The organism is Acidovorax sp. GW821-FHT11A03, assembly GCF_058809075.1.
Map to the genome: position 1 here is coordinate 161267 of NZ_JBXASG010000011.1, position 19301 is coordinate 180567.

General features: G+C 64.9%; 16 protein-coding genes. 13 read left to right on the forward strand and 3 right to left on the reverse strand.

Annotated elements, in window-relative coordinates:
- Positions 1-178 precede the first annotated feature (178 nt).
- From AC1RVY_RS24860 to AC1RVY_RS24900, 9 genes are all read left to right on the forward strand, one after another.
- Positions 179-1156, forward strand: a complete 978-nt coding sequence (locus AC1RVY_RS24860) for an aromatic ring-hydroxylating dioxygenase subunit alpha (RefSeq protein ID WP_492808754.1) — start codon at positions 179-181, stop codon at positions 1154-1156.
- A complete protein-coding gene (locus tag AC1RVY_RS24865) occupies positions 1156-2208 on the forward strand; it encodes an adenosine deaminase (RefSeq protein WP_492244195.1) in 1053 nt (350 codons plus the stop codon). Before AC1RVY_RS24860 ends, AC1RVY_RS24865 begins: the two co-directional genes overlap by 1 nt.
- A 273-nt stretch (positions 2209-2481) precedes the next feature.
- Positions 2482-4056, forward strand: a complete 1575-nt coding sequence (locus AC1RVY_RS24870) for a methyl-accepting chemotaxis protein (RefSeq protein ID WP_492808756.1) — start codon at positions 2482-2484, stop codon at positions 4054-4056.
- A gap of 114 nt (positions 4057-4170) precedes the next feature.
- Positions 4171-5301 (forward strand): BMP family ABC transporter substrate-binding protein, encoded by a 1131-nt coding sequence (locus tag AC1RVY_RS24875; protein WP_492808758.1) that lies wholly within the window; start codon positions 4171-4173, stop codon positions 5299-5301.
- An 83-nt stretch (positions 5302-5384) separates the two neighbouring features.
- Positions 5385-6683, forward strand: a complete 1299-nt coding sequence (gene guaD, locus AC1RVY_RS24880) for a guanine deaminase (protein ID WP_218293630.1) — start codon at positions 5385-5387, stop codon at positions 6681-6683.
- Between the two features lie 80 nt (positions 6684-6763).
- Entirely contained in the window at positions 6764-7336 is a 573-nt protein-coding gene (dcd, locus tag AC1RVY_RS24885) for a dCTP deaminase (protein ID WP_056167817.1), read from the forward strand.
- 219 nt (positions 7337-7555) lie between these two features.
- Positions 7556-8677 (forward strand): helix-turn-helix transcriptional regulator, encoded by a 1122-nt coding sequence (locus tag AC1RVY_RS24890; protein ID WP_492808761.1) that lies wholly within the window; start codon positions 7556-7558, stop codon positions 8675-8677.
- Positions 8678-8681: 4 nt separating this feature from the next.
- Positions 8682-9791, forward strand: coding sequence for a helix-turn-helix transcriptional regulator (locus AC1RVY_RS24895; protein WP_492808763.1), 1110 nt, complete (start codon positions 8682-8684; stop codon positions 9789-9791).
- A gap of 7 nt (positions 9792-9798) precedes the next feature.
- Positions 9799-10920 carry a LuxR C-terminal-related transcriptional regulator gene (locus AC1RVY_RS24900; protein ID WP_492245852.1) on the forward strand — a complete coding sequence of 374 codons (1122 nt, stop codon included), beginning with the start codon at positions 9799-9801 and terminating at the stop codon, positions 10918-10920.
- 84 nt (positions 10921-11004) lie between these two features.
- Here AC1RVY_RS24900 and AC1RVY_RS24905 read toward each other — a convergent pair whose 3' ends face one another.
- The gene (locus tag AC1RVY_RS24905; protein WP_492245851.1) at positions 11005-11406 is read right to left on the reverse strand and encodes a hypothetical protein; all 402 of its coding nucleotides are present in this window, start codon (positions 11404-11406) and stop codon (positions 11005-11007) included.
- Between the two features lie 49 nt (positions 11407-11455).
- A complete protein-coding gene (locus AC1RVY_RS24910; RefSeq protein WP_492808766.1) occupies positions 11456-11821 on the reverse strand; it encodes a hypothetical protein in 366 nt (121 codons plus the stop codon).
- A gap of 243 nt (positions 11822-12064) precedes the next feature.
- On the opposite strand from AC1RVY_RS24910, the gene AC1RVY_RS24915 reads away from it, so the two are divergent.
- The 3 genes from AC1RVY_RS24915 to AC1RVY_RS24925 are packed head-to-tail and all read left to right on the forward strand — an operon-like array spanning position 12065 to position 15457.
- Positions 12065-12991 carry a hypothetical protein gene (locus tag AC1RVY_RS24915; protein ID WP_492808768.1) on the forward strand — a complete coding sequence of 309 codons (927 nt, stop codon included), beginning with the start codon at positions 12065-12067 and terminating at the stop codon, positions 12989-12991.
- The gene (locus AC1RVY_RS24920) at positions 12972-14474 is read left to right on the forward strand and encodes a hypothetical protein (RefSeq protein WP_492808770.1); all 1503 of its coding nucleotides are present in this window, start codon (positions 12972-12974) and stop codon (positions 14472-14474) included. The genes AC1RVY_RS24915 and AC1RVY_RS24920 overlap by 20 nt, the downstream gene beginning before the upstream one ends.
- A gap of 14 nt (positions 14475-14488) precedes the next feature.
- Positions 14489-15457 carry a hypothetical protein gene (locus tag AC1RVY_RS24925; RefSeq protein WP_492808772.1) on the forward strand — a complete coding sequence of 323 codons (969 nt, stop codon included), beginning with the start codon at positions 14489-14491 and terminating at the stop codon, positions 15455-15457.
- Between the two features lie 78 nt (positions 15458-15535).
- Here AC1RVY_RS24925 and AC1RVY_RS24930 read toward each other — a convergent pair whose 3' ends face one another.
- The gene (locus AC1RVY_RS24930; RefSeq protein WP_369641761.1) at positions 15536-15910 is read right to left on the reverse strand and encodes a hypothetical protein; all 375 of its coding nucleotides are present in this window, start codon (positions 15908-15910) and stop codon (positions 15536-15538) included.
- Between the two features lie 350 nt (positions 15911-16260).
- Between AC1RVY_RS24930 and AC1RVY_RS24935 the strand changes: the two genes are divergently transcribed.
- Positions 16261-19101 carry an IPTL-CTERM sorting domain-containing protein gene (locus AC1RVY_RS24935; RefSeq protein ID WP_492808774.1) on the forward strand — a complete coding sequence of 947 codons (2841 nt, stop codon included), beginning with the start codon at positions 16261-16263 and terminating at the stop codon, positions 19099-19101.
- Positions 19102-19301 lie beyond the last annotated feature (200 nt).

Sequence of the window (19301 nt, forward strand, 5' to 3'; positions counted from 1 at the left end):
CCCCGGGCGGCCTTTTTGCTGGGCGTACTCCACGCCCCCGCGCGGCCGGCACGCCGTGCTGCCGGCGCTGGGCATGCGGCGTGCGGCAGCGCTTGCGTATATGCTCGACCAGCGCCCTCGCACAAGAGAGGAGGGGGCGCTGCCACAACGACACGCACCACGAGATTCCCTGCCCACCATGATCGAAGCCACCCTCTGGCATCCTGTCGCGCCCTCGGAGGATGTCGTGCAGGCCCCGCTGGCCGCGCGCCTGCTGGAGCGCGACATCGTGCTCTGGCGCGATGGCGAGGGCCATGCGCAGGCCTTCGCGGACCAGTGCCCGCACCGGGGTGCGCGCCTGTCGCTCGGCCGCGTGCACGAGGGCCGGCTTGAATGTCCCTACCACGGCTGGCAGTTCGCCGCGAACGGCCAGTGTGTGCACGTGCCCGCGCTGCCGCATTTCACCCCGCCCGCCACGCACTGCGCCCACCGCCATGCCGTGCACGAGGCCCACGGCCTGGTGTGGGTGCGGCTCGAGGCCGGCGATGCCGCGCCGCCCGCCTTTGCCGCCGAGGACGATGCGCGCCTGCGCAAGCTCAACTGCGGCCCCTATGACGTGGCGGCGAGCGCGCCGCGCATCATCGAGAACTTCCTGGACATGTCGCACTTCGGCTTCGTGCACGAAGGCTGGCTGGGCACGCGCGAGGCCACGGCCATCGACGACTACCGCGTGGAGTCCCTGCCCACGGGCCTGCGTGCCACGGGCTGCAAGGCCTGGCAGCCCCAGTCCAACCTGCATTCGACCGCCCCGGCCCAGGTGGAGTACACCTATGAAGTCACGGCCCCCTATGCCGCGGTGCTGACCAAGGTGCCCGAGGCCGGCACCACCGCGGTACGGGATTGGCGCGAGGCGATCGCGCTGTTCATCTGCCCCGTGACGCCCGTGCGCAGCCGCGTCTGGTTCCGCCTGGCGGTGGCGGATTTCGAGTCGCCGGCGGAAAAGCTGCAGGCGTTCCAGCACACCATCTTCATGCAGGACCAGCCCGTGCTGGAGTCGCAGGTGCCCCGGTGCCTGCCGCTGGACCTGCGGGCGGAGTTGCATACCGCCGCCGACAAGGCATCATCCTTCTACCGCCGCTTTCTGCGCCACAGCGGCATCACCTTTGGAGTCTGCTGATGTTTAAAGTGCCTCCCATCTCCACCGAACGCCTGCCCGAACTGCTGCGCGCCATGCCCAAGGCCGAGCTGCATATCCACATCGAGGGTTCGCTGGAGCCCGAACTCATCTTCGCGCTGGCGCAGCGCAACGAGCTGGCATTGCCCTATGACAGCGTGGACGCGCTGCGCAGCGCCTACGCGTTCACCAACCTGCAGAGCTTTCTGGACATCTACTACGCGGGCGCCAGCGTGCTGCTGCACGAGCAGGACTTCTACGACATGGCGCGCGCCTACCTGGGGCGTGCGGCGCGCGACAACGTGCTGCACGCCGAGATCTTCTTCGATCCCCAGACCCACACCGCGCGCGGCGTGGCCATGGAGACGGTCATCAACGGCCTGCACCGCGCCTGCCAGGACGCGCGCACCGAACTGGGCATCAGCGCGACCCTGATCCTGTGTTTCCTGCGCCACCTGAGCGAGGAGTCCGCGTTTGAAACGCTGGAACAGGCCATGCCGCTCATCGACAAGATCGTGGGCGTGGGGCTGGACTCCAGCGAGGTGGGCCACCCGCCCGAGAAGTTCGCGCGCGTGTTCGCACGCTGCCGTGAACTGGGCCTGCACCTGGTGGCGCATGCGGGCGAGGAGGGGCCTCCCGCCTACATCTGGAGCGCGCTGGAGGTGCTCAAGGTCGAGCGTATCGACCACGGCGTGCAGGCCGTGCACGATGCCGCGCTGATGCGGCGCCTGGCGCAGGACCGCATCGCCCTCACGGTGTGCCCGCTGTCCAACCAGAAGCTGTGCGTGTTCCCCAACCTCGCCGACCACAACCTGGGCCAGCTGCTGGACGCCGGCCTTGCGGCCACGGTCAATTCGGACGACCCGGCTTACTTTGGCGGCTACATCAATGAGAACTTCACGCAGGTGTTCGCGGCCGCGGGCCTGACAGCCCGCCATGCCTACCAGCTGGCGTTCAACAGCTTCGAAGCGAGTTTTGCCGGCAACGCCGACAAGCGCGTGTGGGAACACAAGCTCAAGGAAGCCTTCGAGCGGTGCGTGGAGCACGACTACTGAACGCAGGCGCACGCTCCCCGAGCGGCAGGCGGAGGCTGGCCATGCCGGCCCTTCGCGGGAGCAGCCGTTTTTGAGGGGATTTCGCTGCGCGGGGGCGCCGCGTGCGCCGGACCGTCGCACACGTTGCAGGTGAAATCCGGGTAAACCCTAGAATCATGGGTTTCTGTAAGCATTTGTTGGCATCCACCGGATGCCCGCGTGCCCTGAAACGGCCCTGCGGGGCCCTAATTTTTTGTGCAGGCGTCTGCGCTGTTTCCTACCGGAGTGTTTTCCATGTTTCTCAATCAGTTGTCCATCGGCAAGCGCCTTACCCTGGTGCTCGGTGTGATCCTCGCGCTGTTCCTGGCGAGCAGCATCGTGGCGGTGGTCCGGCTGGGCCAGCTTGGCGCCGAGATCGACACCATGGTCAACGACAACGTCAAGACCGAACGGGCGGGCTCGGACTGGCTGCGCCACACCACGTCCGGGGTGCAGCGTGCCGCGGCCATCGCCAAGAGCAGCGATGCCAGCCTGATCCCGTACTTCGCGCCCGCCACGGCGGCTTCCATCCGCGACACCAATGAACTGCAGAAATTCATCGAGTCGAAAATGGACACGCCCGAGGAAAAGCAGCTGTTCACCAAGGTGGGCGAACTGCGCAAGAGCTATCTGGCCGCGCGGGAAGAGGTGAGCAAGTTCAAGCAGGCGGGTGACGCCGAGAACGCGAACAAGGTGTTCACCGAGCGCTTCGAGCCCACCTCGCGCAGCTACCTGGCCGGCGTGCAGGAAATGGTGGATGCCCAGCGCGCCCAGTTGGACGCCGCCGGCAAGCGCAGCGAAGAGCTGCGCGCGCAGACCACCTTGCTGCTGCAGCTGTGCACGGCCATCTCGCTGGTGCTCGGGGGGCTGCTGGCCTGGCTGCTGGCCACCAGCATCACGCGTCCTTTGCGCCACGCCGAGGCCATTGCCGAATCCATCGCCGACATGGACCTGACCGGTGCGCCGCAGGCCAGCTACGCCAACGACGAAACCGGCCGCCTGCTGCGGGCGCTGGACCTCATGCGCAGTGCGCTGCACGGCTCGCTGCAGCAGGTGCGTGGCGTGGTGGACAGCATCTCCACCGCCAGCACGCAGATCGCCATCGGCAACCAGGACCTGAGCGCGCGCACCGAGCAGACGGCCGCGAACCTCGAGGAAACGGCGAGCTCCATGGAAGAGCTCACCAGCACCGTGCGCCAGAGCGCCGACTCCGCCGTGCAGGCCAACCAGATGGCCGCATCGGCCGCCCAGGTGGCGCAGCGCGGCGGCGAGGTCGTGGCCCAGGTGGTGAGCACCATGGACGCGATCAACGCCAGCAGCAAGAAGATCAGCGACATCATCGGCACGATCGACGGCATCGCCTTCCAGACCAACATCCTGGCGCTGAACGCGGCGGTGGAAGCCGCCCGTGCGGGCGAACAGGGCCGCGGCTTTGCCGTGGTGGCCAGCGAAGTGCGCAGCCTGGCGCAGCGCAGCGCCGAAGCGGCCAAGGAGATCAAGAACCTGATCGGCCAGTCGGTCGAGAAGGTGGAATCGGGCGCCGCGCTCGTGCAGAACGCGGGCAGCACCATGGACGAGATCGTGAGCTCCGTGCGCCGCGTGACCGACATCATCGGCGAGATCAGCGCCGCCGCGTCGGAGCAGAGCCAGGGCATCAGCCAGGTGAACGTGGCGGTGAACCAGCTGGACCAGATGACGCAGCAGAACGCCGCCCTGGTGGAGGAGTCCACCGCCGCCGCCGAGAGCCTCAAGGACCAGGCCGCACGCCTGGCGGACGTGGTGGGCGCGTTCCGCCTCGGCGCGCCGTCGAACGCGCCGCGGCTGCGCTGAGGAAGCGCTGCGCCAGCGCGGGCGCCCCCGCTGGCTACAATACCGCCCTTGCAAAGGCTGCTGTCCCGGCAGCCTTTTGCTTTTTCTGTCATCGGGACCATGTAGAGGAACACCATGTACAAAAACCTCGCCACCGCACTGCGTGCGGCTTGTGTGAGTGCGCTCGCGGGCGCCGTTTTCATCTCCCCCGTTTTTTCCCAGACTGGCGCGGCCGCTCCCAGGGCGGCGCCCGCCGAACCCGTCAAGGCTGGTTTCGTCTACGTCTCGCCCATCACCGAGGCGGGCTGGACGCGCCAGCACGAAGAAGGGCGCAAGGCGGTGGAGGCCGCGCTGGGCAGCCAGGTCAGGACGACCTTCGTCGAGAACGTGGCCGAGGGGGCCGATGCCGAGCGCGTGATCCGCGACCTGGCCGCCACGGGCCACCAGATCATCTTCACGCCCAGCTTCGGCTACATGGAGCCCACGCTCAAGGTCGCGCAGGACTACCCGAACGTGAAGTTCGAATCCATCACCGGCTACAAGACGGCCGCCAACGTGGCCGTGGCCAATGCGCGCTACTACGAAGGGCGCTACCTGGCGGGCATCGCGGCGGGCCGCATGAGCAAGACCGGCGTGGCGGGCTACGTGGCGGGATTCCCGATCCCCGAGGTGCTGCAGGGCATCAACGCGTTCACGCTGGGCATGCGTTCGGTGAACCCCCAGGCCACCGTGAAGGTGGTGTGGATCAACGTGTGGTTCGACCCGCCCAGGGAGCGCGATGCGGCCATGGTGCTCTTCAACCAGGACGTGGATGTGATCGCCTTTCACACCGGATCCACGGCCGTGATGGCCGCCGCGCAGGAGCGCGGCAAGATGGCCGTGGCCTACCACTCGGACATGCGCCGCACCGGGCCCGATGCCCAGATCGTGGCCGTGACCCACCAGTGGGGCCCGTACTACACCGAGCGCGTGCGCGCCGTGCAGAGCGGCACCTGGAAAAGCGCCGCCCTCTGGGGCGGGGTGCGCGAGGGCATGATCCGCGTGGGCGACTTTGGCTCCCGGGTGCCGGCGGCCGTGCAGCAGGAGGTGCTGGCCGCGCAGAAGGCCATTGGCGCGGGCAGGCTGCAGCCGTTTCGCGCGGGCAAGGCCCCGGTGCGGGACAACGAAGGGCACGAAGTGATCGCTGCGGGCCAGGCACTCTCCGATGCGCAGATCCTGCAGATGAACTGGCTGGTGGAAGGGGTGCAGGGCAAACTGGCGCGGTGATCCTGCCGTCTCGCCGGCGCGTGCTATAGCCACTATGGGGCGCGCCATATGCAAGCCGCCGTCCCTGCCGCTAAGCTTGCGCCATGCCTGTCTACCGATCCGCCCTCCTGCGCTTTGCCGATGACGGCACGGCCCTCTACGATGAAGACGGCCTGCTGGCCGTGGGCCCCGACGCCGGCGGCCGCCAGCGGGTGCTGGCGGCGGGCGGGTGGCAGGCCTTGTCGCACCGGTACGCCGGCGAGCCTGTCGTCCACCTGCCGGGGCGCATTCTGGCGCCGGGCTTCGTGGACATGCACATCCACTTTCCGCAGACCGATGTGATTGGTTCCCCCGCCGAGGGCCTGCTGCCCTGGCTGGAGAACTACACCTTTCCGCACGAGTCTCGATTTGTCGATCCGGCCTACGGCGCCGAGGTGGCGGGCTTCTTCGTCGACGAGCTGCTGCGCAACGGCGTGACCACGGCGCTGGCGTTCGCCACCTCGCACCCCGCATCCGTGGATGCGCTGTTTGGGGAGGCGCAGCGCCGGCAGATGCGCCTGATCACCGGCAAGGTGCTGCAGGACCGCCACTCGCCCGACGGCGTGCGCGACGAGACAGAGCAGAGCCTGCTCGACACCGAGGCCCTGATCCAGCGCTGGCACGGTGTGGACCGCCTGGGCTACGCGATCACGCCGCGGTTTGCGCCCACCAGCACGCATGAACAGCTGCGCGGCGCGGGCGAGCTGGCCGCGCGCTATCCGGATGTATGGATCCAGTCGCACGTGGCCGAGAACCGCGACGAGATCCGGTGGGCGCGCGAGCTGTTTCCGGATGCGCGCAGCTACCTGGCGGTGTATGACGGCTTTGGCCTGATGCGCGAGCGCGCGGTGTACGCCCATTGCATCCACTTCGACGACGACGACCGGGCGCTGATGCGCGACACCGGCACCGTGGCGGCCGTCAGCCCCACCAGCAACCTCTTTCTGGGCAGCGGCTTCTTCGACTACGCGGGCGCGGACCGCGTGGGCTTTGGCTACGGCCTGGCCAGCGATGTGGGCGGGGGCACCAGCTTCAGCCCGTTCCACACCATGCTGGCGGCCTACTATGTGGGCCGTGAAGGGCAGAGCAAGCAGGGCCTGAGTTTGTCGCCCCGGCAGCTGTGGTGGCGGCACACGGCGGGGGCCGCGAAGGCGCTGGGCCTGGCGGGCGTGGTGGGCAATCTGCAGCCGGGCTGCGAGGCCGATTTTGTGGTGCTGAACCCTGAGGCCACCCCCCTTTTGGCGCGCAAGACCCGCCAGGCGCGCAACCTGGATGAGCTTTTGTTTGCGCTGATCGTGCTCGGCGACGACCGGGTGGTGCAGGAAACAGTGATTTCTCAAGCAAAATACGGCTCTAGCGCTTGATATTCATGCGCTACCAGCTACGTATTTAATAGCGCCCGGCAGTCCACCACTGTGCGGGCCACAGCGCAGGGAGTTCTGCTATGAGCATCAAGAGCGACAAATGGATCCGCCGCATGGCGGCCGAGCACGGCATGATCGAGCCTTTCGAGCCCGGCCAGGTGCGCGAGGCCGAGGGCCGCAAGATCATCAGCTACGGCACCAGCAGCTATGGCTACGACATCCGCTGCGCGCCCGAATTCAAGGTGTTCACCAACATCCACAGCACCGTGGTGGACCCGAAGAACTTCGACGAGAAGAGCTTCGTGGACTTCCATGGCGACAGCTGCATCATCCCGCCCAACAGCTTCGCGCTGGCCCGCACGATGGAGTACTTCCGCATCCCGCGCAACGTGCTCACCATCTGCCTGGGCAAGAGCACCTATGCGCGCTGCGGCATCATCGTCAACGTGACCCCGTTCGAGCCCGAGTGGGAAGGCTACGTGACGCTGGAGTTCTCCAACACCACGCCGCTGCCCGCGCGCATCTACGCGGGCGAGGGCTGCGCGCAGGTGCTGTTCTTCGAGAGCGACAAGGACGACGTGTGCGAGGTGAGCTACCGCGACCGTGGGGGCAAGTACCAGGGCCAGGTGGGCGTGACCCTGCCCAAGGCCTGACATCGGCCGCCTGCGCGGCCGGCGGGCCGCCAGGGGCCGCGTCCTAAGCGCGTATTACCCTATAACGGTGTCTAAGCGCTGCGCGGACGTCAAACTGCAGAGCTCCTTGGCGATGCAATGCGGGTGCCAGCATGCTGTGCTGCAGGAGCAGATCCATGGCCTGGGAGGAGGGGCAACCATGGTTGGCGTGATGGACACAACTGTTACTAGAATTCCTGCATGAGGGAAGAATCCATCCGCCGCATCGCTGGATTTCTGTACGACGGCGTGCTGTCTCCGCAAGGCTGGTATGACGGTCTCGATGCCCTGCGCGGGTCGCTAGGCGCCGGGCTGTTCGACTACTTCACGTTGGACACCGCCAGTTCCCAGGTGTTCAACGGCGTGGACAACCAAGGCAAGGCGGGCCTGCTCGCCGAGAAACTGCGCGAGTACCAAGATCATTACATCGGCCACGATCTGCGCATGGCCGCCCTGGCGCAAATGCCCATGGGGCAAATCATGCTGGACCACGAGCACATCAGCACGCGCGAGATGTCGCGCAACATCGTGTACACCGACTTTCTGCGCCCCCACGGCTTTCAACATACGCTGGGGGCGCTGGTGCGCGACGAAGGCGGCGCGCGCGATTTCCTGGGATTCATACGCCCGGCGGACCATGCGCCCTATGGAGCGAATGACAAGGCGCTGGTCCACCAACTGATGCCCGACCTGCGCCGCGCCGCCGCACTGCGCGCCCGCGCGAGCCACATGGCTCGGCAGGCCGCATTGGGGCTGGCGGCGCTCGACACGCTGCCGCAAGCCCTCGCCGTGGTCGATGCGCAATGCCGCATACAGTACGGCAACCCTTCAGCCCACCGCCTGCTGGCCAGCACCGATGCGCTGCGGGTGCGCCATGGACGGCTGCATTGCAGCGACGCTCCGGACCATGCGCAACTGCTGCAGCACATTGTGCAGGCTTGCGGATGCCAAGGGCCGGCCGCTGCTGGCGTGCAAAGCCTTGCGGGGGAGCATGGGCGGCTGGTGGTCACGGTTCTGCCGCTCCAGGCCAGCCACGCAGCGGCCGCGCATTGGCAAATGCCGCTGGCCCTGGTGGTGATCACCAACCCTGCGGCGCCTGGCGGCCTGAACCCGGACCTGATCGGCGAAGTGCTGGGCCTGTCGCCCGCCGAGGCGCGCCTGGCGTTGCTGCTGGCATCGGGCAAGACCGTCAAGGACTTCGCAGCCCTGCAGGGCTGCACTTGGAACACCGCCCGCGCGCACCTGGCGCAACTCCTGCGCAGGACGGGCTGCCGCCGGCAGACGGAACTGGTCGGGCTGCTGCAGTCATTGCGGCTGGGTTGACCCTATGCAGAGGCGGATCAAAACCATTGCCGGCCTGCTGTATGACGGCGTGCTGTCGCCCGAAGACTGGCATGGCGCCATGGACGCCTTCAACCATGCCGTCGGCGGTTTCAAGTTCCACCAGCTTGCGCTGGACCACCAACTGGGCACGGTCGTGGACAGCGTTGCCAGCGGTGGCATTGACGACGCAGAAGCGGTCGCCACCTATGAACAGCACTACGCCATGACGGATGAGCGGTTACCCGTGGTCATGGGGCTGTGCCAAGGGCAGGCCATGCTCGACCATGAACACTTCAGCGCTCGCGACATGTCGCGCAGCGCCATCTACGCGGAATGGTTGGCCTCGCTGGGCATGAAGCACACCATGGTGCTGATGCAGCGCGTGGAAGGAACCGTGCAGGAATACGTGGGTTTCATGCGCCATCGGGACCAGCGCCCGTTCAGCGATGCCGACCGCCGCCTCGCGCAACAGCTCATGCCCGACCTGCTGCGCGCCACCCGCCTGCGCGCGCAGGCCAGGCCGCTGGCCCGCCAGGCGGCCCTGGGCCTGGCGGCGTTGGATGCCTTGCCGCACGGCATCGCGGTGGTGGATGCGCAATGTCGCGTGCAGCATGGCAATGCCGCCGCCGCCCGGCTGCTTGCTCGGGACGGTTCGATAGGCGTCCGGTACGGGCGGGTGCACTGCCGTGATGGCGCGTCCCAGGCCCGGTGGCAGGCTCTTGTGGCCGCTGCGTGCGCCAGTGCAGGACCCACCGCTGCAGGGGCAATACGGCCTGAAGGCGGCTTGTCTCGCCTTGTGGTCACGGTGCTACCGCTTAAGGCTGATCATGCAGCAGCGCTTCGCCAGGTGCCCATGGCCTTGGTGGTCCTGGTAGACCCGGACGCCCCTGGCGGCCTGACCCCTGGCCTGCTGGCCGACATGCTGGGTCTGTCGCCCACGGAAGCGCGTCTGGCGCTGCTGCTGGCATCGGGCAAGACCGTCAAGGACTTCGCCGTCATCCAGGGCTGCACCTGGAACACCGCCCGCGCGCATCTGGCGCAGCTTCTGCGCCGCACGGGTTGCCGCCGCCAGGCGGAGTTGGTGGGCCTGCTGCAGTCGCTGCGCATGGGTTGAAAAGCACATGCGCCATCAGGAACCTGAAGCCATCGCCGGCCTTTTCTACGAGGGTGTGTTGCAGCCCCATGCGTGGCACGCGGGCATGGATGCCATGCGTGCCCGGCTGCAGGCAGGCGTGTTCCATTGCTTCACGCTGGACGCCAGCGGTGCGCCCACGCCCGAGAGCGTGGGCAACCTGGAGAGCTTTGGCCTGCATGCCGGGCACATGGCCGAATACGAAACACAGCACGCGGGCTGCGACCTGCGCCTGGCAGCGACGCTGGGTCTCGCGCCGGGTGGGATCATGTTGGACCACGAGCACTTCAGCCAGCGCGAAGCGCTGCACAACCCCGTGTACGCGGACTGGCTTATCCCCCTGGGCCTCCGGCACACGGCGGGCATCGCCGTGCGCAAGGAGGGCAGTGCGTCAGACCTCATCAGTTTCATGCGCCCCCGGGACGCCAAGCCCTATTCGGCGCACGACAAGCGCTTCATCGAGCGGCTGGTGCCCGACATCGCCCGCGCAGCCCGCCTGCGCGCGCGCATGCTCAGCCTGGCGCGCAACGCCACCCTGGGCATGGCAGCGCTGGACAGCCTGCGCCAGGGCATCGCCGTGGTGGATGCGCAATGCCGCATCCACCACGCCAATGCCGCCATGGAGCGGCTACTGGCGGCACCCGGAGCATTGCGCACCCGGCAGGGGGGCATGGGCTGCGCCGACGGCGCGGCGCATGCGCAACTGCGCCAACTGGTTGCCGCCGCCTGCGCCAGCCCGGGCCGGGCCGCCGTCCTGGCCCTGCCGGAAGAGGGGCCGCAGCGGCTGGCCGTCACCGTGTTGCCGCTGCAGGCCCACCACGCCTGGGCCGCACTGCGCCAAGTGCCCATGGCACTGGTCGTGGCGGCCATACCCGGGGGCGCCATGGCCGGCATGGACCACGCGCTGGTGGGTGACATGCTGGGCCTGTCGCCCACCGAAGCCCGGCTGGCCCTGCTGCTGGCATCGGGCAAGACCGTCAAGGACTTCGCCGCCATCCAGGGCTGCACCTGGAACACCGCTCGCACTCACTTGGCCAATCTGTTGGGCAAGACAGGGTGCCGCAGGCAGGTGGAGCTGGTGCAATTGCTGCAGGCTCTGCGGGTCGGGTAGGGCGGTGGTCAAAGGGAAAATGACCTGCAGCGCTTTCGCAGTCAGCGAAAAGTGCTATTAAAAATCTAGCATCTTGGCGACGTGTTAGTCGCGCGTGATGGTCGCCGCCGTTTTGCCGAACGAGCCCATCATGTTCTTGTCGTCGACCTTCTTGATCTTGAGCTTTCTGTCGGTGCAGCCGTGAAGCGCTTCTGAAAACTTCAGGAGCACTGTGGCCTCCTCGCCATCGACGTCTTCGAGCACGATGGGTACTTGCTTGCCCACGCAGGGGTCGTCCCTCGAGGTTGCATTGCTTTTGTAGGTGCCCCCGGACTCGGTGATGACAAGCCGCGCCTGCTGGGGTGTTCGCACGCCTTGCCACGCCACCGTCCAGATGCCCACGAAGGGTGCGGGCGTCTGAGCGTGCGCGATGGTGGCGATGCCGGCCGCGCCCCACAGCGTGGCGACGGCGAGGCAGGTGGGGAGGGTGTGTTGAACGTGACGCATGGCGATGAAGGATGAACGAATGAGTGAATGAATGAGCGAGGTGGCTGGATCACTGTGGCTTGAAGGTCAGCAGTTCACCGTTGTCCCGCTTGAGGTACAGCACGCCGTCTTTTTGCCGCATCGGGTTGCAGCCGGTGGTCTTGCCCGTGTCCTGGCACACGGTGCTGTCCTTGGTGCTCCACTTTCCGGAATTGGTGTAGCTGCCCGCGTTGAAGAAGAAATAGCCGTTGTTGTCGAACTGCCAGCGCCAGTCGGGTCCTTTCACTGGGGTCATGGAGAACACCTTGCCAGCCAGGGCCTCGCGCAAGGCTTCTTGCGTCAACTGTTCGGCGCCTTCGGGGAAGTCGGCGGTTTGGGCGAGGGCGTTGGTGCTCAAAACCATTGCGGCTACGGAAGTAAGGAGGAGTTTTTTCATGGCTGGCAGCCTTTTTTTCTTGCGCTGGGCATCTGGGTTGATAAGTGATTGCAGCGGAGGCGGTCCACGCCGCGTTCCTTGCTGCAGATAAAGCCTACGTGCATGCCAATGCCTGCGCCATCCTACAAATGCAGGATGGTGGCGGTGTGGTGTTTTTGGCTCAATCGGTGCGAACGGGGGAGGCGCAGCGTGCAAGCAGTGGCGGCCTCTTTGGAATCACTAAATCAATTCAGGAGCGCAGAAATGCAGCAGGTCAAAAGATTCTCCGTCATCGCATCCGCCGCCGTCCTGGCCGCATGTGGCGGTGGCGGCACAGACAACAACGAGGCGCCTTCCGAGGGGGCGTCTCAGCAATACCGGGTATTCACCGGCAATGCAAACCAGCATGTTGTGCTGGACGGTGCATCCACGCAGTTTGCAGTTCGCAAGAGCGACGACAAATTTGTGCATCTGTCCAGCGGCTCGGCGCTCAATGGGCTGCTGTTTGTCGAGGGGGGCAGCATTCTGCGCGATGGGCAGAAGATTGGGGCGATCGTTCTCACCGCGGGGCAGGAAGGCAAGACCATCGCTACGTTAGCTTGTTCTGGCCCGGCGCCTGACTTCGGTGCAATGACGATTGTGGTCACGTCTTCGTCGTGGACGCATAGTTGTGCATCCAACACGGGTGGTACAGGTGGTACAGGTGGTACAGGTGGTACGGGTGGTACGGGTGGTACGGGTGGTACAGGTGGTACGGGTGGTACGGGTGGTACGGGTGGTACGGGTGGTACGGGTGGTACGGGCGGTACGGGCGGTGCAAATATCGCTGGTCAGAGTGCAGATCAATGTGTGAGATTGTCGCCGTATCAATATGGGGGGCTCGGAATCACGAATACATGCAACGTGACTATTAAGTATAGCTATTGTAATTTGCGACCCGATTCGAGTAATTCAACGCTTTTTCAATGCAAAGCGCAGCGCGCTTCTTTTAGTCCAACTGGGTATACATACAGCCAAGGAATGGATGGTTTGTCGCCAGGGAGTACGCACCAAATTATTGGCACCAGTGGGGTTGATAATCAAAAAACCTGGGTTAAGGCCTGCGTGTCACCAGATTCGCCATATATTTCCGATTTCAACACAAGCACGATAACTGGCAACTCCAGTGCCTATGGGTTTTGCACAAAATAGCAATGATGGAGGTGAAATGCCAAAGATAAAAAAAATATTCGTGCAAGTGTTCATGGTGCTTTGTGGTGCTATGAATCTTTTCGGTTGCACTTCATTTTCTGAAGTTTCAAAACTAAGCGGAGATATCAATCCATCCATCCAAAATTTCCCGCGTGATCTGTCGGCTGGGAGTGTCGTCAGTATTCAATACCCCATGCTGTCGAGCGAAGTGGCCAAGCGCCAACTGGTGGATCGTTACCCCTGCAAGCTGAACTCCGTCTATGGCAATGACACTTCCGCCGGGTGTGGCCATAGTGCATTCACGGGCGAATTTGCTCCCATGCTTTTTGAACAATCCACGTACTACGCGGCGGAGCTGAAAAAAATCATGGCAAGGTATGTCAATGAAAGAAACATATATCTTGAGCCTATGTATGTCGACTACAGGGATGGTCGATTCGTTGTGGCTCCGGCCATGTCCACCAGCATTCCCAGCAGTTTAGTGGTGGAGCTGTTCGATTTTCCTGGGGTCGTGAAGGCGTCTGTCGGTGCAGGCGCCGTTATTACCGCCAGCATTCGCAGTGCTGGGCCAACGTCTGCCGCTACATGCGGCCATATTTTCGCGACAGGAAGGCATTTGACTTTCTACGGCAGTGGCGAAGTCCCCTGTGTGCAGCAAAGCGCTAGGGAGGTACCACGCTTTTCCCCCTTGCAATATTTCGCAGATTCGGAAATTTCCTCTGTCGATTTTCCAAAGCATGAGGGCAGGCCGGTAGCACCGGGGTCTGTCATGGTCACGGGCGCATTGTGGGAGGCTAACAACGATGAATATTTGAAGAAGACGGCAGAGCCGGGTTTTCAAGTCACTGCTGACAATATCCGCAGTCCTGCGGTGGAGTGGCTGGCGCGCGCAGCAGCCAATGCACTGCTGAAGATCGACACTCGGGCCGCATTCGACGCAGGTTTTGCCGTGTACCTGCAAGACTACGACGCAGCGCTGGCCAACCGGTTTCGGCAGCGCACCCCGGCGCCTGGCGACGACCGCAAGATCGCCGTTGCACGCAAGCTGCTCGATGCGGAGCGCGATTGGCTTGCCACCCAGAACGCGGCCATGACTGAGGGCATCCTGAACGGCAACTATGGCAAGAGCTTCCGCCAGACGCGCTGGGTGCTGGCGCAGGCATACAACAAGTCCCAGGCTTTGGGATGGCTTGAGGTGGGCGCTGTCTTGGTGGGTGGCTTTAGCTCGGGCCTGTTCGGCGGGGCGGGCGCCTACAACCCCAGCATGTTGATGATGACTACCTTGCAGAACGAACAGCGGTTCTCGTCCATGCAGAACGAGATCGAGCAGGCCCTGCTCGACAGCTTGGCCCCTGGGGTTGAGATGCGTAGCAAGGTGGTGCAAGTCAGCCTGGATGGCATGAACACCTCGCTTAGCGGTGCATCGCACAGCGAAATCCGCGCGCAACTGCTATCGCTCTACAAGAAGCTGACAGGCGCATGAAGTCAGGGCGAACCGTGCGGACGGCGCTGGAACTGTGCGTGCTATGGGGTTGGGGCGTGGCGGCTGCGGCGGACTGCCCAAGCAATGTCCGTGAATTCGCCCTGCTGGCCCACATGCACATGGAAGCGGAAGGCTTGGCCGCGTACCAGGTATTGCAAAAGGATTGCGCTGCTGCATTGCAACAGGCATGGGGCGACACGCAGCCCCGTCCTGACGATATGCAGCAGGTGCTGACCTTGGGTCGAAAGCTGCATGCCCAGGCGCGGGATCAGCACGCCCGGCAGGCGAGCAGTGCCTTCAGCGAAGGGCAGATTCCATTGGCCTCTGCGGACGCATTGCGCGGCCTGGGCCCGGAGAATGCCGTGCGCGCTTTGGGTGGCATGGCGTTGGATGTGCTGGCAGCGGGGCTGAACAGCCGCCAGCGCATATCCCAGGCGCAGACGGCGCGACAAGCGGCCGATGCGTTCAGGGGCGATGAGCCGCGCTGGGACGCCGCGCCCAGCCGGGGCGGCCCGGAATCCATGGCGCCACCGCAGCCCGAGATTGCGCTGGACACGAGTGCCGTGAACGCGGCAAGCTGCAGCGGAGCCTACGGCTTTCTTGCCCCCCAACTGCGGCCATACATCGACTCCTCCCTGGCCGATGTGCGACAGGCCATATTGCGCGAATCCGTGTCTGCCATGCTGGCGGGCGCCCGCCAGCAGGCAGGAAGCAAAGCGCAAACATTGCGGCTGTTGGACGAGCAGGTCAAGGAATACAACCGCGCAGCCAACGAAGCTGCGCAAACCGCCAACCAGACCGATGGCAACAGCGACTCGGCCAGCACTGCCAAGGTGGTATCCGACACCCTGGAGCTGAATTTCCCGTGTTCGCAAGGCCCTGCGGTTCACGCTTCAGCCGTCTGCGCCTACATCGGGTACCGCTGGGGTAGCTTGGCAACCCGGGCCTCGGCCGCCATGGTCGAGCGCTGCTGGGAGCCATGAACAACGGTGGTTCGCCAATGGCTCTGTGCGCAGCCAGCCATCAGCTTTTTCTTAGGTTGTGCCGATTTCTCAGTTGAACTACTGTGGCTTGAACGTCACGATCTCTCCGCTGTCGCGCTTCAGGTACAGCGTGCCGTCCTTCTGCCGCATCTCATTGCAGCCCATGTTCTTGCCAGTGTCCTGGCACACGCTGCTTTCCTTGGTGCTCCACTTGCCGGAGTCGCTAAAGCTGCCCGCATTCAAGAAGAAATAGCCATTGCCCTTGAACTCCCACCGCCAGGTGGAGCCCTTGGCGGGGGTGATGGAAAACACCTTACCCGTAAGGGCTTCGCGCAGCGCTTCTGGCGTCAGCGGTTGGGCGCCTTCGGGGAAGTCGGTGGTTTGCGCGGTGGCGCTGGCGCCTGCAGCCATGGCGGCGGCTGAAATCAGGAGCAGTGGCAGCAGTTTCTTCATGGCAAATGCCTTTCTTTCATCGGGTAGGAGGGTTGTTTGGGTGACCGGGCATCGGCCCGGAGAAGTGAGGAGAAAAAGTGTGCGGCGCCAGTAGGTGCCGCATGTCCACGCGCGCCTGCGCAGCGTTCACCACCCAGTCAGCCTACGCATTAGGCGATGGCTATGCCATCCTACAAATGCAGGATGGCGCGCGGCTGCGGCAGCAGGGATATTGGGGCGCATTCGTTTATCCAAAAAACACTATGAAAATGAGAGCTGCTACCGCATGTCCAGTGAGTGCTGGAGCCCTAAAAAACTCCAATCTTTGTTGGTGGGGCCGCTGGCTGCTGGCGCTCTGGCTGCTGGGCGGCTTGAGCCTGTCTTCTGCCGCGTGGGCGGTCAATGCGTGGCAGCCAACCAGCGGGCCGCAAGGGGGCAGCGTCAGCGCGCTGGCCATCGACCCCGCTACACCGGCCACCGTGTATGCGGGCACGGAGTTCATGGGCGTGTCCAAGAGCACGGATGGCGGCGCCACCTGGGCGGTGGCCAATAGCGGCTTGCCGAACACCCGCGTGTCGTCCCTGGCCATCGACCTGGCGACCCCAGCCACGTTGTACGCAAGCACCAGTGCGGGCGTGGCCAAGAGCACCGATGGCGGCGCTACCTGGGCATTGGCGGGCTCCGGATTACAGGGCTACTCGGTGTATTCGTTGGCCATGGCCCCCGGTGCGGCCAGTCTCTACGCCGCAGGAACGGAGTCCGTCTGGCACGGCAACGGATTCCACGCGGAGGGCCGCGTGTTCAGGAGCCAGGACGCAGGCGCAACCTGGGCGATTTTCATGAATGGCTTGACGGGCACGCAAGGCGTTCAAACCCTTGCCATCGACCCGGCCACGCCCACGACGCTGTACGCAGGCACCGATAGCGGTGCATTCAAGAGCATCAATGGAGGCGTCAGTTGGTCATCGTCCAGTGCGGGGCTGAACAACAACAACGTGCTTTCGCTGGCGATGAACCCGGCAACGCCTGCAACGCTGTATGCGGGCACCGCTGGCGGTGGCGTATTCAAGACGACCGACGGCGGCGCAAACTGGTCGGCGGCCAATACCGGGCTGGCAAGCCTCTACGTGCTGTCTCTGGCAATCGACCCCGCCACGCCCACGACACTGTATGCAGGAACCGTTGGCGGCGTATTCAAAAGCACCAACGGCGGCACGACCTGGTCGGCGGCCCATTCCGGGTTGGCCAACGCCATCGTGCAGGCCCTGGCCATTGACCCCGCCACACCCACAACGCTGTACGCAGGCACCAACGGTAGCAGCGTTTTCAAGAGTACCAACGGCGCCGCTTCCAATGAATCCCGCTTACTGGACCTGGTGCTGGACGCAGGCAGCGGCCCCGTGGCCCTGTCGCCCGCGTTCGATACCAACCAGTTCACCTACCACACCCTCACCGTGCAGGCCGCCAGCATCGCCGTCACGCCTACGGCGTGGGCGAGCGATGCGGCCATTCTGGTCAACGGTGTGCCGGTGGCGTCGGGCAGCGCGTCGGCGCAGATTCCACTCAACCCAGGCAGCAACACCTTGAGCGTGTCGGTCACCTCCGCTGACGACATCTCTACACGCAGCTTCACGATCACGGTGGCACAGGCGCAAACGCCTTCCGTCTGCAGCTTCAACGGAGCATCCTTGAGCGAAGGCCAGAGCGTGACGGCGTACAAGTGGTCCGCAGTTCCGACCGGCCAAGTTTGCGTGTCTGAGCAAAGGCAATGCGTGGGAGGCGGGCTCTTGACGGGTGCCTACGCCTATGCGTCTTGCGGGGTCAACGTGCCTTCCTCCTGCCTTTTCAATGGACTGACTATCGGACACAGTCAGAGTGTCACTGCGTATCAGAGTTCGAACGTTCCTTTTGGAAGCAGTTGTACCTCTCAAGCGCGCACATGTACTAGTGGCTCTCTGTCGGGCTCCTACAACTATGCGTCCTGTACTGCCGGCGCTCCAGCCAGTTGCTTGTTCAATGGGCAACTCATTGGCCACGGGCAAAACGTTACCGCGTATATGAGCGCTTCGACACCTGCCGGCGGCAGTTGCGTTTCTGAGTCCAGAGCCTGCACCAACGGCTCCCTGTCGGGCTCCTACAACTTTGATGCCTGCCAGGCCACGCCCCAAAACACGCAGACCATCACTTTCGGTCCCTTGCCCAACCGCAGCTTCGGCGCCACCGTGCCGCCGCTATCGGCCAGCGCCACTTCCACCTTGACGGTGGGTTTTGCCAGCAGCACGCCGGCGGTCTGCACAGTGGCGGGCACGACGGTCACGCTGGTAGCGGCGGGCACCTGCACCGTCACCGCAACCCAGCCCGGCGACACCACCTGGGCCGCCGCGCCGCACGTGCCGCAGAGCTTCACGGTCAATGCCGTGGCACCCGGCGCACCCACCAACGTGCAGGCCACGCCTTCGGGCAGCGGCCAGGTCACGGTGAGCTTTACGCCGCCCGCCAGCGATGGCGGCGGCATCACGCAGTACACCGTGACGGCACTGGCCAACGGCCAGCCCAGCGGCCAGACCTGCACCGCCACGCCGCCCGTCACCAGTTGCACCGTCACCGGCTTGCAGGATGGCACCACCTACACCTTCTCGGTGGCGGCTACCAATGGCGGCGGCAGTGGCGTGGCACCAGTCCCCACCAACCCGGCAACGCCGCTGGCCGACAGCAAGGCTTTCTCGGCCCCGTCGTCCACGGGCTCGGGCCCCGTCGCGGTGGCGGTCTCGGGCGGTGGAGCCACCTGTGCGTTCGAGAGCGTGCGGCTGCTTTCCGCCGCCAGCGCGGGTGCGCCTGCGGGCCCGAGCTTTCCGCACGGCGTGCTGGATTTCGTGCTGAACGGCTGCGATACCTCGCCCGTCACCGTGGACATCACTTACCCCGGCACACTGGCGCAGGGCGCGCAATACTGGAAGCGCCAGGGCGGCGCGTGGGGGCCGTTCGCGGGTGCCGCGCTGGCCGCGAACAAGGCGGTGCTCACGCTGGTGGACGGCGGCGCGGGCGACGATGAGGGCGGCGCGCCCAATGGGCGCATCGTCGATCCGGGCGGTGTTGCGGTGCTAGCGGCGCCTGGCCCCGGCGGGGCTGCGGCGATCCCCACGCTGGGCGAATGGGGGTTGGTGCTGCTGGCGGCACTGCTGGGCTTGCTGGCGTGGCGCCGCAGGGTTTAGGTGAGAAAGGTTGCCAGCGCACTGTTGATTTTTCTACTTGCTATGAAAATGAGAGCTTCTGGCGCTTGTCCACAAAGCGCCAGGGCCAAACTGAATCCATAGGAAATAGAGTCCCATTCATGAAACAAGCCTGTATTGCTACCCTGGGCGCGCTGTTCGCGTCCATCGCCCTCGCCCAGTCGCCAGAGCCTTTCCACGGG

Excerpts from the sequence above, each read along its gene's own strand:
- AC1RVY_RS24860 (WP_492808754.1), top strand. The coding sequence starts at position 179 with ATGATCGAAGCCACCCTCTGGCATCCTGTCGCGCCCTCGGAGGATGTC.
- AC1RVY_RS24865 (WP_492244195.1), top strand. The coding sequence starts at position 1,156 with ATGTTTAAAGTGCCTCCCATCTCCACCGAACGCCTGCCCGAACTGCTG.
- AC1RVY_RS24870 (WP_492808756.1), top strand. The coding sequence starts at position 2,482 with ATGTTTCTCAATCAGTTGTCCATCGGCAAGCGCCTTACCCTGGTGCTC.
- AC1RVY_RS24875 (WP_492808758.1), top strand. The coding sequence starts at position 4,171 with ATGTACAAAAACCTCGCCACCGCACTGCGTGCGGCTTGTGTGAGTGCG.
- guaD (WP_218293630.1), top strand. The coding sequence starts at position 5,385 with ATGCCTGTCTACCGATCCGCCCTCCTGCGCTTTGCCGATGACGGCACG.
- dcd (WP_056167817.1), top strand. The coding sequence starts at position 6,764 with ATGAGCATCAAGAGCGACAAATGGATCCGCCGCATGGCGGCCGAGCAC.
- AC1RVY_RS24890 (WP_492808761.1), top strand. The coding sequence starts at position 7,556 with ATGAGGGAAGAATCCATCCGCCGCATCGCTGGATTTCTGTACGACGGC.
- AC1RVY_RS24895 (WP_492808763.1), top strand. The coding sequence starts at position 8,682 with ATGCAGAGGCGGATCAAAACCATTGCCGGCCTGCTGTATGACGGCGTG.
- AC1RVY_RS24900 (WP_492245852.1), top strand. The coding sequence starts at position 9,799 with ATGCGCCATCAGGAACCTGAAGCCATCGCCGGCCTTTTCTACGAGGGT.
- AC1RVY_RS24905 (WP_492245851.1), bottom strand. The coding sequence starts at position 11,406 with ATGCGTCACGTTCAACACACCCTCCCCACCTGCCTCGCCGTCGCCACG.
- AC1RVY_RS24910 (WP_492808766.1), bottom strand. The coding sequence starts at position 11,821 with ATGAAAAAACTCCTCCTTACTTCCGTAGCCGCAATGGTTTTGAGCACC.
- AC1RVY_RS24915 (WP_492808768.1), top strand. The coding sequence starts at position 12,065 with ATGCAGCAGGTCAAAAGATTCTCCGTCATCGCATCCGCCGCCGTCCTG.
- AC1RVY_RS24920 (WP_492808770.1), top strand. The coding sequence starts at position 12,972 with ATGGGTTTTGCACAAAATAGCAATGATGGAGGTGAAATGCCAAAGATA.
- AC1RVY_RS24930 (WP_369641761.1), bottom strand. The coding sequence starts at position 15,910 with ATGAAGAAACTGCTGCCACTGCTCCTGATTTCAGCCGCCGCCATGGCT.